This is a genomic window from uncultured Roseobacter sp. (assembly GCF_947499265.1).
Lineage (GTDB): Bacteria > Pseudomonadota > Alphaproteobacteria > Rhodobacterales > Rhodobacteraceae > Roseobacter.
This window is the reverse complement of sequence record NZ_CANMNK010000001.1, coordinates 147,866-163,334: the sequence shown is the minus strand read 5'-3', so window position 1 is coordinate 163,334 and position 15,469 is coordinate 147,866. Positions and strand designations below refer to the sequence as shown.

Below are 15,469 nucleotides of genomic sequence, written 5' to 3'. Positions count from 1 at the left end.
CATGATCGTCGACGCGTTGTCACTGCAACTGGGGTACAATGCGACCCTGGTCACATTGGGTGCGATGCTGCTGGGCATGGCGGCAGGGGTTGGCGGTACATTTCTCTTTCTACGCAAACGCGCGCTGGTGAGCGATGCGATTTCCCATGCAACGCTGCCCGGTGTGGCCATTGCCTTCATGCTGATGGTCGCCTTTGGCGGTGATGGCCGCAATCTTGTGGGGCTGCTCGCAGGGGCTGCGGCCTCAGCCGCGATTGGGCTGCTCTGCGTCAGTTGGCTGAGCACACGGACGCGGTTGGCAGAAGACGCCGCCATCGGGGCCGTGCTATCGGTTTTCTTTGGCATGGGCATCGTGGGTCTGACGGTGATCCAGACCATGAAATCAGGCCAACAGGCCGGGCTGGAGGGGTTCCTGCTGGGTTCCACCGCGGGCATGTTGCGGTCTGACGCTTTGATCATTGCCGTTTCCGCGGCGTTGACGCTTGCGCTGGTGATGCTCTTGCGTCGCCCGTTGACGCTGGCCTCCTTTGATCCGGAATATGCCACCGCAAGCGGACAGAACGTGGCGCGAACCGATCTGGCAATGATGGGTATTGTGCTTGCCGTGACGGTTGTGGGGCTCAAGATTGTCGGGCTCATCCTGATCGTGGCGCTGCTGATCATTCCCCCCGTGACCGCACGCTTCTGGACGGAACGCACCGATCACGTGGTGCTGATTTCGGGCTTCCTAGGTGGCGTGTCCGCTTATGTGGGGGCCGCGCTTTCAGCTGCCTTGCCGGATTTGCCGACCGGGCCGATCATCGTCCTGGTGGGGTTTGCGATCTTTCTCGTGTCGCTGTTGCTGGCACCGCAACGCGGCGTTCTGGCCGCCGTGCTCCGGCACCGGAAATTCCAGCGCCGCGTGCACTTGCGGCAAGGCTTGTTGGCGCTGGCGCAGGGCCAGCCGATCTATGAAAACCTGACCTTGCGTTTGCTGCGCCGCGCGGGGTGGGCGCTGCCGGACGGTGTGCCAACCGAGGAAGGTCGGGGGCGCGCAGGCAAGGCGCTGCTGGATGAAATGCGCTGGCAATTGATCCGGCGCGACCCGAGTTTTGAGGCCGCCGCAGCCCACTATGACGGGCTGACGCCGATTGAGCGCGTGTTGACGCCCGATCAGATCACCGAGATCGACAGCCGCATTCCCGCACCACAAGGGGTCGGCGCATGATGGGTGCAGAATTCGTCCCCCTCTCGCTGACACCGCTGCTGATCGGCATCTGTGTCGCGGTTGCCTGCGCCTTGCCTGGCAATTTTCTGGTCCTGCGCCGCCAGGCTCTGATCGGCGACGCAATCAGCCATGTGGTCTTGCCTGGAATCGTTGTGGCGTTTTTGCTGACCGGGGTCGTTGCCACTTGGCCCATGCTTTTGGGTGCCGCTGGTGCCGCGATCATCGCGGTTGCCGCGATTGAGGCGATCCGCCGGTTGGGGAAGATCGAGCCAGGGGCGGCCATGGGGGTTGTCTTTACCACCATGTTTGCAGGGGGCGTGTTGCTGCTGGAGCAATCGGACACCTCATCGGTGCATCTGGACGTCGAACATGCGCTCTTTGGCAATCTCGAAAGCCTGATCTGGCTGGATGCGACGGGCTGGGCCTCTCTACTGGACCCTGTGGCATTGGCGGGCCTGCCGGTGGAATTGCCGCGCATGGCGGCGGCGCTGCTGGCCGTGGCGGTATTCATCGCACTGTTCTGGCGGCCCCTGAAAATCTCCACCTTCGATGAAGGGTTTGCGCAAACCATGGGCATGCGCACACAACCCCTGGGTTTGGCGCTGGTGATCGTGTCCGCCATCGCGGCGGTCGCTGCCTTTGACGCCGTGGGCAGCATCATCGTGATCGCGATGTTCATTTGCCCGCCGGCCGCCGCACGGCTGATGACCAACCGGTTGGAACATCAGGTGGCGTGGTCGGTGCTCTTTGCGGCCCTCGCGGCCATTTTCGGCTACGTGATCGCGGGCTATGGCCCCCTGTGGCTGGGGTACACTTCGTCCGTCTCAGCGGCGGGGATGATTGCAACCGTTTCCGGCGTGATCCTCGCCGTCACCGCCATCTTTGGCCCGCACCGACACCGTGGCGGCGCCGCAAAAGAGGCTTAGCTGCCGCGATAGGTTGAATAGCCGAAGGGCGACAGCAACAACGGCACGTGATAGTGGCTGTTGGCCTCCGACATCCCAAAGCGGATCGGGATGGTATCCAGAAACAGCGGGTCCTCGGCTGCAACCCCGCTGGCCGTCAGATAGGGTCCGGCCTCGAAAATCAGCTCATAGGTGCCGGTCTTGAAAGCCGCCTTGTCCAGGATCGGTTGATCCGTCCGGCCATCGGCATTCGTCACGGCCTCCGCGATTTTGCGGTGGCTGTTGCCGGAGACACGGTAGAGCAGAATGCGGATGCCTGCCGCCGGGCAGCCGCGCGCGGTGTCCAGAACATGCGTGGTCAGGTATCCTTCGGCCATGGGGCGCTCCTTTGCGGAATGTCGCGGTCAACCTGCCCGGCCCAGATACGAATTGCAACGCGCTGCCAGCCGGTATTGAATGGTGCTGCACTGCCGCAGGAGATAAACAGTGACGCGTTACCCCCGTGATTTTTCAGGATATGGCGCCAATCCCCCCGACGCTGCATGGCCAGGTGGCGCGCGTATTGCCGTGCAATTTGTTCTGAATTTTGAAGAGGGTGGGGAAAACTGCCTGCTGCATGGCGACGCAGCCTCCGAAGCCTTTTTGTCGGAGATTGTTGGCGCGCAGCCCTGGCCCGGTCAGCGGCATTGGAACATGGAATCGATCTATGACTATGGTGCCCGCGCCGGTTTCTGGCGGCTGCACCGGCTGTTTACCGGCGCGGGCGTGCCGGTCACGGTCTATGGCGTGGCCTCGGCGCTTGCGCGGGCACCCGAACAGGTCCGGGCGATGCAATTGGCCGGATGGGAAATTGCCAGCCACGGGTTGAAGTGGATCGACTATAAGGATCATGCCGAGGCGGATGAAGCCGCCGACATGATGGAGGCCATTCGTCTGCACGGAGAGGTCACAGGCGAAAGCCCGCGGGGATGGTACACGGGGCGCTGTTCGGTCAACACCGTGGCGCTGGCGGCAAAAACCGGCCAGTTCGAATACATCTCGGACACCTATGACGACGATCTGCCCTATTGGAGCAAAATCGGGCGGCGCAACCAGCTGATCATCCCCTATACGCTGGATTGCAACGACATGCGCTTTGCCACACCACAGGGGTTCAATGTGGGCGATCAGTTCTACGCGTATCTGCGGGATACGTTTGATGCGCTTTATGCTGAAGGGGCTGCCGGCGCGGCGAAGATGATGTCGGTTGGCCTGCACTGTCGGCTCATTGGTCGGCCCGGGCGCGTGCAGGCGCTGAAACGATTTATCGATTACATTCAGGGCTTTGAGGGTGTTTGGTGCCCGCGTCGGATCGAAATCGCGGAGCATTGGCGCAAGGTTCACCCGCCCCGGAAACGCCTGCGCCCCTCCGCGCTGAAAAAGGCCGATTTTCTGGAGAAGTTCGGCGGTATTTTTGAGCATTCCGAGTGGATAGCCGAACGCGCCTTTGATCTGGAACTTGGGCCTGCGCATGATACCGCAATTGGCTTGCACTCCGCGTTGGCGCGGATGTTCCGCAGTGCGACCGTTGACGAACGCATGGGCGTCTTGCGCGCGCACCCCGATCTGGCGGGAAAGCTTGCGGCGGCGAAACGACTGACCGCGGAAAGCACAAAAGAACAGGCGAGCGCCGGGCTGGATGCGCTGACAGATAAAGAACGCGCCAGTTTTGAAAAACTCAACAAGGCTTATGTGAAAAAGCATGGTTTCCCCTTCATCATCGCGGTGAAAGACCATGACAAGGCTGGCATTCTGCGCGCGTTCCAGCGGCGGCTGGATCATGAAACCGACACGGAGTTCGACGAAGCTTGCCGTCAGGTTGAACGCATTGCAGAGATACGTCTGGAGGCCATCTTATGAGCTACGCATTCCCGCCCGGCGGCCTGCCGGATCAATCGGAAAACCCTGAGAGCACCGCCGTTTTCACCTCCAGTTACGCGGTTCTGCCCGCTGTGACCCAGCGCGACATCGTCACCAGTTTCTTGCCGGGTTGGCAGCAGACAAGGGCCTGGATACTGGCGCGACCTCTCAGCGGCTTTGCCGAAACCTTTGCGCAATATGCGTTGGAGGTTGCCCCGGGCGGTGGGTCTGATGCACCGGAACCGGACATCTCGGCGCAGGCGATCCTCTTTGTGGCGAGTGGGGCTGCGGAGCTGACCATCGATGGCGTGATCCATCCGCTGTCGCCCGGCAGCTATGCCTATATCCCGCCCGGGGATCACTGGACGCTCTGGAACCGTGGCGATGCGCCCTTTCAGACTCACTGGATACGCAAATCCTATCAACCCGTGCCAGGCATCGAGGTGCCCCGCGCCTTTGTGACCTCCGACGCTGCCGTGGCCGCAACCCCGATGCCCGATTGTAATGAGGTCTGGTCGACCACGCGGTTCGTTGACCCTGAAGACCTGTCGCATGATTGCCATGTGAACATCGTGACCTTCCAACCCGGGGGGCGCATTCCATTTGCCGAAACCCATGTAATGGAGCACGGGCTTTATGTGCTGCAGGGCACTGCGGAATACCTGTTGAACACCGATTGGGTCAGCGTCGGACCGGGCGATTTCATGTGGTTGCGCGCCTTCTGTCCGCAGGCCTGTATTGCAACGGGCGACGCGCCGTTCCGCTATCTGCTTTACAAGGACGTGAACCGTCACGTGCGGCTATGAGCCCCCAAATTCGCTGCGAAGACCTGACCAAAGAGGCTTTTGCGCCCTTCGGGGATGTTCTGGAGTGCGCAGGCACCCCTGACAAGATGATCAATGCGGGCCTCTGCGGGCGATACCATGACCAGGCGGTGCTGGATTTTGGCACAGACGGTCGCGCGGGCATCAGCCTCTTTGACGCCGAACCTCGCAGCCTGCCCTACACGCTATCTCTGATGGAACGCCACCCGGAGGGCAGCCAGGCGTTCATTCCGATGACTGAAAACCCGTTTCTGGTGATTGTCGCCGAAGATCAGAACGGTGCGCCGGGCGTGCCGCGCGCGTTTCTGACCAAGCCACATCAGGGGGTCAATTTTTTCCGTAAGATCTGGCATGGCGTGCTGACCCCCTTGGCGGCGCCCGGAATTTTTGCAGTCATCGACCGAATTGGCGATACACCCAATCTGGAAGAAGTTTTGCTTGATCCGCCATATGTAGTGGTTCCATAAACCTTGGAGCCGAAAAAATCGGGCCAAGAACCACGGGGACATGACGTGACAGATATAACCACGGGCACCTACAGCGACCCAGATCAAACGCCGCCACTGGCGCAGGCTGTGCCACTCGGCCTGCAGCATGTGCTGGCGATGTTCGCCTCGAACGTAACGCCATCGATCATTGTGGCCGGGGCGGCGGGTCTCGCCTTTGGTGGACCCGAGCAGGTTTATCTCATTCAGATGGCCATGCTGTTTGCCGGAATCGCGACGCTGTTTCAAACGGTGGGCCTTGGGCCTGTTGGCGCACGCTTGCCGATCATGCAGGGCACCAGCTTTGCCTTTGTCGGGGTTCTGGCCGGGGTGGCAGCAACGCAGGGTCTCAGCGTGGCACTCAGCGCCTGTATCATCGGCGGCTGCATCCACTTCGTGCTGGGCGCCTTCATCAGACATCTGCGGTGGCTCTTTCCGCCGCTGGTCACTGGCCTGGTGATCCTCGCCATTGGTCTCTACCTCATCCCGGTTGCGATCAAATATGCGGCAGGCGGAGCTGCGCCATTCCAGATGGAGGCGGAAAGCTTCGGGTCCCTGATGCATTGGTCCGTGGCCTTGTCGGTTGTGATCGTCGCGCTGGTGCTGAAGTTCTTCACAAAGGGCACACTGTCGAACGCCGCGATCCTTGTCGGTCTTGTCGTCGGATATCTGCTGGCGCTGATGCTGGGTATGGTCAATTTCTCAGCGGTTGCCAATGCAAGCTGGTTCACGGTTATCACACCGTTGCCCTATGGGTTTGAATTCTCGCTGGGCGCTGTGATCGCCGTAACCCTGGTATCCGTTGTCTCCGCGATTGAGACCGTCGGCGATACCTCGGCCACGACCAAGGCAGGCGCGGGGCGCGAAGCGACGGATGAGGAAATCTCCGGCGCCACCTATGCGGATGGTCTGGGCACAGCCATCGCGGGCGTCTTCGGTGGTCTGCCCAACACATCCTTCAGCCAGAACGTCGGCATTGTCGGCATGACCGGGATCATGAGCCGCCATGTGGTGACGATTGGCGCCATTGTCCTGATCCTCTGCGGGCTGGTGCCAAAAATTGGCGCGGTGATCGCCTCCATGCCGCTTCCCGTTCTGGGGGGTGGTGTGATCGTCATGTTCGGGATGGTGGCCGCCGCAGGGCTCAACGTGCTCAGCGAGATTGAGATGAACCGGCGGAACATGGTGATCATCGCCGTGTCCCTTGCTGCCGGTTTGGGCTTGAACTTGGTGCCAACGGCGGTGCAATACCTGCCGGGTGTGGTCAAAACGCTCGCCACGTCGGCGGTTGCGCCCACCGCATTGGTGGCGATTGTTCTCAACCTGGCCCTGCCAGACGAAGTCTGATCGCCGCGAGCGCAGATTTATGGGCTATGGCGCGCCGGGCGCCATGGCAGTTTTGTCCCTATGGCGGACCCAACGCAGGACCTGAAAGATGTATGATTTTGCCGTGATGGGCGCGTGGATCGAATTTGCGGTCAGGTGGCTGCATGTGATCACGGGCATCGCCTGGATCGGCTCTTCTTTCTATTTCATCGCGTTGGATCTGGGGCTGCACCGGGATCGCAATCTGGCCAGCGGTGCCGATGGCGAGGAATGGCAGGTCCACGGGGGTGGTTTCTACCACATCCAGAAATACCTCGTCGCGCCTGATCAGATGCCCGGTGATCTCGTGTGGTTCAAATGGGAAAGCTATGCCACCTGGCTCAGCGGCTTTGCTCTGCTGGTTCTCGTCTACTACCTCGGCGCGGAATTCTACCTGATTGATCCGGCGGTGGCCGATCTAGCTGTCTGGCAGGCGGTAGGGATCTCGCTGGCATCACTCGCCTTTGGCTGGGTCGCTTACAACCAGCTGTGCCGGGTTTTTGTGGACGCGAACCAGACTGCGCTGATGGTGGCGCTGTTTGGTGTTTTGGTCGGCATGTCATGGTTTTATACGGCGGTGTTTTCCGGGCGCGCGGCCATGCTGCATCTGGGCGCCTTCACGGCGACGATCATGTCGGCGAATGTCTTCAGGATCATCATCCCCAACCAGAAGATCGTTGTTGCCGATCTGATTGCGGGCCGAACACCGGATGCAAAATACGGTAAGATCGCCAAGCAGCGCAGCACACACAACAATTACCTGACGCTACCCGTCATTTTCCTGATGCTCAGCAACCATTATCCGCTGTCTTTCGCCACGGAAAACACATGGCTGATTGCCAGTCTGGTGTTTTTGATGGGCGTCACGATCCGGCATTATTTCAACTCACTGCATGCGCGCACCGGAAATCCGCATTGGACATGGGCGGTGACCGCGCTGATTTTCATCCTCATCACGTGGTTGTCGACAGCGCCGCTGCACCGGGGGGAGGAACCGGAGACAGCGCAGGGCGCAGATCTGCGTTTCGTGCAAGCGGAAGGGTTTGAAGATGTGCAGGACATCGTTCTGGGCCGGTGCTCGATGTGCCACGCCGAGGAACCGGTTTGGGACGGGCTGCATTGGGCGCCGAAGGGTGTGCGGCTGGAAACGGAATATCAGATCGCGCGGCAGGCGCGCGATATCTATCTGCAGGCAGGCATAAGCCACGCCATGCCGCCTGCGAACCTGTCCTATATCGAAGAGGACGAGCGCGCCTTGATTGTGGCATGGTACCGTGCCGCAACGGGTTCCTAAGCTAAGCTGCGCCTGAGGTATGAGACGGCGGATGCCATCGGGTAGGGGCCGTTTCAAACCATCCTGATACGCAAATCCGGTTTTAGAATCGGTCCGGAGCATGCTAGACTTAGCGGTATGGCATCTCTCGACCCCAATATAAGCGATACGCGCCCGATTATCCGTCAGTTGGACGAAGGGGCGATCAACCGCATTGCCGCTGGAGAAGTGGTCGAGCGGCCCGCATCTGCTGCCAAAGAGTTGATTGAAAACGCCCTCGACGCAGGCGCACATCGCGTCGCCATAGACTATGCCGACGGCGGCAAGACCTTGATCCGCGTCGAGGACGACGGCTGCGGCATGACAGAGGACGATCTGCCGCTCGCCTTGTCCCGCCACGCAACCTCCAAAATCGATGGATCGGACCTGTTGAACATCCACACCTTTGGTTTCCGAGGGGAGGCTTTGCCATCGCTTGGGGCGGTTGGGCGATTGACGATTGCCAGCCGGGCGGAGGGTGCGCAGGGCGTGGAAATTTTCGTCACGGGCGGCAAAGTGTCGGCCAGCAAACCCGCAGCGCTGAACAAGGGCACAACGGTCACGCTGCGCGATCTCTTTTACGCCACACCTGCGCGATTGAAATTTCTGCGCACGGACCGTGCCGAGGCTCAGGCCATCAGCGATGTGGTCAAACGCCTCGCCATGGCCGAACCCTTCGTGCAGTTCATCCTGCGCGATGTGTCGGGCGGCGATCAAGGACGCGAGGTGTTCCGCGCGGACGCCGAACAGGGCGATCTGTTCAGCGCGCTGCACGGTCGTTTAGCGCGGGTTCTGGGCCGTGAGTTTGCGGAGAACGCGCTAGCGATTGACGCTGAACGCGAAGGCCTGCATCTGACGGGCTATGCCGCTCTGCCGACCTACTCGCGCGGCTCCGCTGTGGCGCAATATCTCTTTGTGAACGGGCGTCCGGTTCGGGATAAACTGCTGGTTGGCGCGTTGCGTGGTGCTTACTTTGATTTCCTCAGCCGGGACCGGCATCCCGCCGCCGCCCTCTTTATAGATTGCGATCCGAGCCTTGTGGATGTGAACGTGCACCCGGCAAAATCCGAAGTGCGGTTTCGGGACCCAGGGCTTGCACGCGGGCTGATTGTCTCGGCGCTGCGCCATGCGCTGGCTGAGGCCGGACATCGGGCGTCGACGACAGTTGCCAACGCCACATTGGGCGCGATGACCCCTGAACCGACCGGTGCGCGCGTCTATCAGATGGACCGTCGCCCGACGGCGCCGACGACCGCGAGTTTTCAGGAAACAAAGCCGGTTTGGGGGCGGGTTGAAACCCCGGAACCTCAGGATGCGCCCGAACCAGTTGAGGATCAGGACTATCCTTTGGGCACTGCGCGCGGGCAGGTGCATGAGAATTACATCATCGCGCAGACCGCCAATGGCATGGTTATCGTTGACCAGCATGCCGCACATGAACGATTGGTCTACGAGAAACTGAAACAACAAATGGCGGAAAATGGCGTCGCCCGTCAGGCGTTGCTGATCCCCGAGATTGTCGAGCTTTCCGCAGGAGATTGTGCTCGGCTGATGGACACTGCGGAGGACCTGGAGAAATTTGGTTTAGGGATTGAACCATTTGGCGGGGGAGCCATTGCCGTACGCGAAACCCCGGCTATTCTGGGTCAGATTGATGCCAAAGCCATGGTGCTTGATATCCTGGACGAGCTTTCCGATCAGAACAGCAGCAACACTCTGCAGGCGCGGATCGAGGCCATCCTCAGTCGGGTCGCCTGCCATGGCTCCATCCGGTCTGGTCGTCGGATGCGCGCGGAGGAAATGAACGCATTGCTGCGCGAGATGGAGGCAACGCCGCATTCTGGTCAGTGCAACCACGGGCGCCCCACCTATGTCGAACTGAAGCTAAGCGACATTGAAAGGTTGTTTGGCCGCACATGATTGAAATTGCTGGACAAACCTATGCTCTGGACGACCCGCTGGTGATGGTGACCATCGCTGGGGCCCTTGCGTTGCTGGTGATCATCTGCCTGCTGATCATAGCGGTGCGCGCGACTGCGCGCAGTGCCCAGGTGACCGCGCCACTGGCACAGCAGATCGGCGTTTTGGGCCAGCACGTTCAGCAGCTGGGGGCGGGTCAGGAACAATTGCGTGGAGGTCTGCAGACCGTTTCGGACACACAGGCGACCGCGCAGACACAGGTGATCCAGACTGTTGAAGCCCGGCTGGCGACCGTACAGCAGCAAATGCAGGACCGTCTCGCCGACAACGCGCTGCGGTCGGCCAGATCCCTCTCTGATTTGCAGGAGCGTATGAAGGAAACGCTGCACGGCTCTTCCAAGCAAACCACCACATCGCTCACGCAATTGCAGGAACGGCTGGCCGCGATTGACAAGGCGCAGGACAACATCACCAAGCTCTCCGGCGATGTATTGTCGCTGCAGGACATCCTGAGCAACAAGCAGACACGCGGCGCTTTCGGGGAAATCCAGCTGCATGACATCGTGTCCAAGGCCCTGCCAAAGGACAGTTTTGCGTTGCAGCACACGCTGAGCAACGGCAAACGCGCGGATTGTTTGATCCACCTGCCAAACCCACCGGGCCCGATTGTCATCGACAGCAAATTTCCGTTAGAGGCCTATGAAGCGCTCCGGGTTGCCGACACGGACTGGGAGCTGAAAGAGGCGGTGGCAAAGATGAAGGTCGCTGTCACCAAACACATCAATGACATCTCTGATAAGTACATCATTGATGGGGAAACAGCGGATGGGGCGCTGATGTTTTTACCGTCGGAAGCGGTCTATGCGGAACTACATGCGAATTTCCCGGATCTGGTGCGCAAAGGGTTTGACGCGCGGGTCTGGATTGTGTCGCCGACGACCTGCATGGCGACGCTTAATACGATGCGCGCGATCCTGAAAGATGCACGCATGCGGGAGCAGGCGGGCGCCATCCGGTCGGAGCTGTCAAAACTGGTCGCAGATGTGGATCGTTTGGGCACCCGTGTCGGCAATCTGGACCGCCATTTTTCGCAGGCCTCAAAAGACATCGAAGAGATCAAGATCAGCGCCGACAAAGCGGGTAAACGGGCGCATCGGCTGGATAATTTTGACTTTGAGGAACTGTCGCCCGATGAGGCGGGCAACGTCGTTCCACTTGCAAAACCAGAGAGTTAGCCTAGGTCGGGGCGGCCCGACCTCAAGCGCAGGCGGCCATGATACCGCGTAACTCGGCCAGACCGCGCATCCGACCAATCAGCGGGTATCCTGGCATGCTGTCTGCTTCCCGGTCATAGAGCAGCTCCTGACCGTGATCGGGCCGCATCGGTATTTGCCAGTCGGTCCGACCCGCCGCGGCGCGGCGCTTTTCCTCTGCCATCAGCGCCCGGATGGCGGCCACCATATCGGTATCCCCTTCCAGATGGGCGGCCTCGAAAAAGTCCGGGCGGGTCGGGTCGCCGCTGGTCAGCCGTTTCGTATTGCGCAGATGGGCAAAGTGAATGCGCGGTCCGAGCCGGTCCACAAAACCTGCCGCATCGAAATCCGCGCTGACACCCAATGATCCGGTGCAAAGCGTGGCGCCATTGGCGGGCAGGTCCACGGCGTCCAGCACATGCGCATAGTCTTGCGTGTTGGACATCACGCGCGGCAACCCCAGCAGGCCGAAGGGCGGATCATCCGGGTGGCAGCAGAGCCGCATACCAAGGCGTTCGGCAACGGGCGCAACCTCAGACAGGAAATCGATCAGATTGGCGCGCAGCCTGTCCGGGTTAATGCCAGCGTAGGTCTCCAGCAGCGCAGAGATATCGGCCAGCGACCATGTATCATTGGCGCCGGGCAGCCCCGCGATGACGTTCTGTTGCAGCGCCAGGCGCTCGTCATCGCTCATGTTTTGGTATAGTTCGCGCGCCGTCTGGCGTTGATCTGCGGAGTAATCGTCGTGGGCGTTTGGGCGTGCCAGGATGTGCAAATCAAAGGCGGCGAAATCCATCAGGCTAAACAGCATCGCGGTGCCACCATGCGGTTGTGGGGCGCGCAGACTGGTGCGGGTCCAGTCAAGGATTGGCATGAAATTGTAGCAGACCGTTTTGATACCGTGTCGCGCCAGCGCTTCCAGACTGGTTTTATAGGCACCCAGATGCTCCGCCATCCCCGCGCTTTGGGTCTTTATGACCTCGGACACCGGCAGGCTCTCCACCACGTCCCAGTTGAAACCCGCGTCTGTCAGCAGGGATTGGCGGCGCGTGATCTCCTCATCGGACCAGACGTCACCCGGCAGGATGTGATGCAGGGCGCTGACGATCCCTTCGACGCCCACTTGATGCAGGTCCTCCAGGGCCACTTTGTCATGTGGTCCGAACCAGCGCCAACACTGTTTCATGGCTGCCATCCTTCATAGAGTGGGTGCGTTTTTGCCAGCGGCAGATGCACGCGGTGACCGCTGCGGGCGGCGTCATAAATCGCTGTGACCAGTTCAACAGAGGCGGCGCCTTCCTCAAGTGTGACCGCATTGCTTTCCTGCTCTGCCAGTGTGTCAGAAATGGCCGCCAAAAACCCTTCAAAACCGACAGATTCATCGGCCAGCTGGACAAGCAGCGCATCAACTCTTGGCTGATCTGCCGCGTCCCGCGCCGTGAAGGTCCAGTGCCCGGCACCGGGGGCGTAGGGCTCGGATGCGGAGGTCGCGGTGAGCTCCTCAAAAACCAGACGGATGCGCGTTTCGTCCGTCGCCGCCCCCAGGGTGATGCTGCTGGTGCAGAGCGCACCATTGGCCATTTGAAAGCTGATCGCGGCGCAATCTTCGGTTTCGATGGGGTTCACACGTGTCGCAACCATCGCCGAAAGCGCGGCGACAGGTCCCATGAAATGCGTCATCAGATCGTGATTATGGATGGCGTGCCCCAAGACCGCGCCGCCTTGTTCACCCGCCCAGGTTCCGCGCCAGGGGACCGCGTAGTAGTCCGCGCCCCGGGACCAGTGCGTTTCAATCGCAGCCACCTGCGGTTTGCCGGCAAGACCTGCGGCGATCAGACCCCGCAACTGTGCCAGCGCCGGGCCCCACCGATACTGAAAAACCGGGAACACCTCTTTGCTGTTTTCCGCCGCGGCCTGCCGGATCTTGTCGACGTCCGACATCGACGTGGCGAGTGGTTTTTCGCAAATCACATGTTTGCCCGCGGTCAGGGCCTTAAGCGCCACCGGTACATGCAGATGCGGTGGCAGGCAGATATCGATGACATCGATTTCCGGGTTGTCCAGCGCTGTCTTCACGTCCGGTGCAACCACAAAGTCATCTGTGTCGCGCAGATTTTCGGCACGCGCGCGATCCTGATCCACGATCATGGCAACGTGGAAGGCATCCGGCAGCTTGCGGTACGCAGCAAGATGCTCGCGCCCGATCCCTGCGCCCAGGATTGCCACGCGGATCATGCGGCACCCTGTTCTGCGATCTCTTGTGCCCGCAAAGCCAATTCCATCACCGTGAAGCAATGTTCCTGCGTCATCGCGGTCGCGGAGCGGTGTTCGATGTCATAAGCGAGCCGCTCAAAGTAGGGCAGGCCTGCATCGCTCGCGTCGATCTTCTCGCATCTGTCGCCGTTGACCAGCACCAGATGATCGGTGCCCGCCGCCCCACCCACGTCCACGTATTTGCGTAGCTCGATATAGCCTTCGGTCCCGAGGATTGTCAGGCGCCCATCGCCCCAGGTCGGCAGGCCATCCGGCGTGTACCAATCGACCCGGATGTAGCCCGTAACCTTGGCGCTGCGCAGGGACAATTCGCCGAAGTCCTGCAGCCCCACATCCTGCGGGTTCGCGTGATTGGCCACGAAGGCGTTGGTGATTTCCGCAGTGTCTGACCCGGTGAAATGCAGGAACTGGTCAATCTGGTGAGACGCGATATCGGTCAGAATGCCGCCGTATTGATCCCGTTCAAAGAACCAGGGCGGTCGTGTCCCTCGGTTCAAACGATGGGGACCCAACCCGGCGGTGTGTACGACCCGGCCAATGGCACCATCGGCCACCAGATCGGACGCGCGCGTGACCGCCGGCACCTCGAACCTTTCGGAGAAATTGATCGACCAGATCCGCCCGGTGTCCGCCACGCAGCGTTTGATTTCCTCCAGTTGCGCGCGGGTGGTGCAGCCGGGTTTGTCGGTCATGACGTCCATGCCTTGCCGCATGGCACGCGTCGCAAGATCGGCGCGGTCCGCCGGGATGGCAGAGATAAGTGCAAGCCGCGCACCGCAGGCCAATGCATCCTCCACCTTGTCAAATCGGGGAAGATTGGGAAAACGCTTGGCAAAACCAGACAGCGTTTCCGGCGTGCCATCGGTCCAGTAACCCAGACATGTCGCGCCGATGTCCAGCATGTTCTGCGTCATGCCATAGATGTGTCGGTGATCGAGGCCGAGGGCGACAAAAGAGAGGGTCATGCGGAGGCTACCTGTGTTGCGGAACCGGATCTATTGGCGCGTTCCATGGCATCGATCACGCAATGCGCCATCAGCGCGCTGGCACCGGTTGCGAGGGGCGGGCGATTGGTTGTGAGCGCTTGTGCGAAATCTTCGATCACCGACTGATGCCATTCGTGGGTGAAAGCCATCGGGTCAGCTCCGCCGCCGGTGCTGGCCGCCGCGCCAAAGGTCTCAACCTGCCCGTCCAGATGGGTGAGTGTCAAAACACCGGACGCCAGATGGGCGGCGGCTTTGCTGCCTTGGATGCTGATGCTTTCAGCGTCACCGGGAAAGGCCGCGGTGGTTGCCATCAACGTCCCCACCGCACCGTTTTCCATTTCAAACACCGCACCGGTCCAGTCTTCGGCTTCCAGCTGATGCAGGGGGGTCGTGCGCATCATCGCCTGAACCGTTCGGATCGGTCCCAACAGCCAGAGGGCAAGATCAAGGGTATGTATGGCCTGATTGATCATCACCCCACCGCCGTCCCGCGCATAGGTGCCGCGTCCGGGTGCCGCGTAGTAGGACTGGTCGCGCCACCACGGCACGCGAATGTCCACCGTTGCGATTTGCCCGAGCGCTTCGGCATTCAGCACCTTTTTCAGCGCGCGGGAGGCTTCCCGGGCGCGGTGCTGGAAAACGATGCCCAGGGTAACATGCCGGGCTGCGCATTGTTCGACAATTGCGCGGGCGGCGGGCAGGGTCCGTTCGATGGGTTTTTCCATCAGGATCGGCTTCTTTGCTGCCGTCAGAATGTCCACCAGCGATTTCCGCGCATCGGGCGGCGTCGCGATGAGGGCGAAATCAATATCATCCTCTGCGGTGATCTCTTCGACTGAGGCGAAAACGGGTACGCGATGCCCCATCATATCCGTTGCTTTGGCGGCGAATTCGGCGGTACGATGCCGATCCCGGCCCATCACACCGGCCAGTTGCAGAGCCATTTCGGAGTGTTTGATCGCCGCAAGATGCGTATCCGCAACCATGCCCAAGCCGATCAACGCAATTTTCATATCCACCCCCAATTTGGGCGGAGATT

14 protein-coding genes are annotated in these 15,469 nt (G+C 60.7%); 9 read left to right on the top strand and 5 right to left on the bottom strand.

Going from position 1 to position 15,469, the window contains the following annotated elements:
- Nucleotide 1 precedes the first annotated feature (1 nt).
- Both Q1A63_RS00760 and Q1A63_RS00755 read left to right on the top strand, forming a co-directional pair.
- Nucleotides 2–1,207, top strand: coding sequence for a metal ABC transporter permease (locus tag Q1A63_RS00760; RefSeq protein WP_299630326.1), 1,206 nt, complete (start codon nucleotides 2–4; stop codon nucleotides 1,205–1,207).
- Nucleotides 1,204–2,133 carry a metal ABC transporter permease gene (locus tag Q1A63_RS00755; protein WP_298968420.1) on the top strand — a complete coding sequence of 310 codons (930 nt, stop codon included), beginning with the start codon at nucleotides 1,204–1,206 and terminating at the stop codon, nucleotides 2,131–2,133. The genes Q1A63_RS00760 and Q1A63_RS00755 overlap by 4 nt, the downstream gene beginning before the upstream one ends.
- Here the strand turns inward: Q1A63_RS00755 and uraH are convergent.
- Nucleotides 2,130–2,489, bottom strand: coding sequence for a hydroxyisourate hydrolase (gene uraH / locus Q1A63_RS00750; protein WP_298968419.1), 360 nt, complete (start codon nucleotides 2,487–2,489; stop codon nucleotides 2,130–2,132). The two genes, Q1A63_RS00755 and uraH, sit on opposite strands and share 4 nt — an antisense overlap.
- Nucleotides 2,490–2,598: 109 nt before the next feature.
- Between uraH and puuE the strand changes: the two genes are divergently transcribed.
- The 7 genes from puuE to rmuC all read left to right on the top strand — a co-directional run bounded on the left by puuE (nucleotide 2,599) and on the right by rmuC (nucleotide 11,152).
- The gene (puuE, locus tag Q1A63_RS00745) at nucleotides 2,599–4,011 is read left to right on the top strand and encodes an allantoinase PuuE (protein ID WP_298968418.1); all 1,413 of its coding nucleotides are present in this window, start codon (nucleotides 2,599–2,601) and stop codon (nucleotides 4,009–4,011) included.
- Nucleotides 4,008–4,817, top strand: a complete 810-nt coding sequence (locus Q1A63_RS00740; protein WP_298968417.1) for a bifunctional allantoicase/(S)-ureidoglycine aminohydrolase — start codon at nucleotides 4,008–4,010, stop codon at nucleotides 4,815–4,817. Before puuE ends, Q1A63_RS00740 begins: the two co-directional genes overlap by 4 nt.
- Nucleotides 4,814–5,302, top strand: coding sequence for an ureidoglycolate lyase (locus tag Q1A63_RS00735; protein WP_298968416.1), 489 nt, complete (start codon nucleotides 4,814–4,816; stop codon nucleotides 5,300–5,302). The genes Q1A63_RS00740 and Q1A63_RS00735 overlap by 4 nt, the downstream gene beginning before the upstream one ends.
- A gap of 45 nt (nucleotides 5,303–5,347) precedes the next feature.
- A complete protein-coding gene (locus tag Q1A63_RS00730; RefSeq protein WP_298968414.1) occupies nucleotides 5,348–6,667 on the top strand; it encodes a nucleobase:cation symporter-2 family protein in 1,320 nt (439 codons plus the stop codon).
- An 88-nt stretch (nucleotides 6,668–6,755) separates the two neighbouring features.
- Entirely contained in the window at nucleotides 6,756–7,979 is a 1,224-nt protein-coding gene (locus Q1A63_RS00725) for a urate hydroxylase PuuD (protein WP_299630322.1), read from the top strand.
- Nucleotides 7,980–8,096: 117 nt separating this feature from the next.
- Nucleotides 8,097–9,917 carry a DNA mismatch repair endonuclease MutL gene (mutL, locus tag Q1A63_RS00720; RefSeq protein WP_299630320.1) on the top strand — a complete coding sequence of 607 codons (1,821 nt, stop codon included), beginning with the start codon at nucleotides 8,097–8,099 and terminating at the stop codon, nucleotides 9,915–9,917.
- A complete protein-coding gene (gene rmuC / locus Q1A63_RS00715) occupies nucleotides 9,914–11,152 on the top strand; it encodes a DNA recombination protein RmuC (RefSeq protein ID WP_298968409.1) in 1,239 nt (412 codons plus the stop codon). The genes mutL and rmuC overlap by 4 nt, the downstream gene beginning before the upstream one ends.
- Before the next feature lie 22 nt (nucleotides 11,153–11,174).
- Here the strand turns inward: rmuC and uxuA are convergent, their stop codons facing one another.
- The 4 genes from uxuA to Q1A63_RS00695 are packed head-to-tail and all read right to left on the bottom strand — an operon-like array spanning nucleotide 11,175 to nucleotide 15,443.
- The gene (uxuA, locus tag Q1A63_RS00710; protein WP_298968408.1) at nucleotides 11,175–12,356 is read right to left on the bottom strand and encodes a mannonate dehydratase; all 1,182 of its coding nucleotides are present in this window, start codon (nucleotides 12,354–12,356) and stop codon (nucleotides 11,175–11,177) included.
- A complete protein-coding gene (locus Q1A63_RS00705; protein WP_298968406.1) occupies nucleotides 12,353–13,405 on the bottom strand; it encodes a Gfo/Idh/MocA family oxidoreductase in 1,053 nt (350 codons plus the stop codon). The genes uxuA and Q1A63_RS00705 overlap by 4 nt, the downstream gene beginning before the upstream one ends.
- On the bottom strand, nucleotides 13,402–14,409 hold the full coding sequence (locus Q1A63_RS00700) for a Gfo/Idh/MocA family oxidoreductase (protein ID WP_298968405.1): 1,008 nt from the start codon (nucleotides 14,407–14,409) through the stop codon (nucleotides 13,402–13,404). The genes Q1A63_RS00705 and Q1A63_RS00700 overlap by 4 nt, the downstream gene beginning before the upstream one ends.
- Complete coding sequence (locus Q1A63_RS00695) at nucleotides 14,406–15,443, bottom strand: Gfo/Idh/MocA family oxidoreductase (RefSeq protein ID WP_298968404.1); 1,038 nt, start codon at nucleotides 15,441–15,443, stop codon at nucleotides 14,406–14,408. The genes Q1A63_RS00700 and Q1A63_RS00695 overlap by 4 nt, the downstream gene beginning before the upstream one ends.
- Between the last annotated feature and the right edge of the window lie 26 nt (nucleotides 15,444–15,469).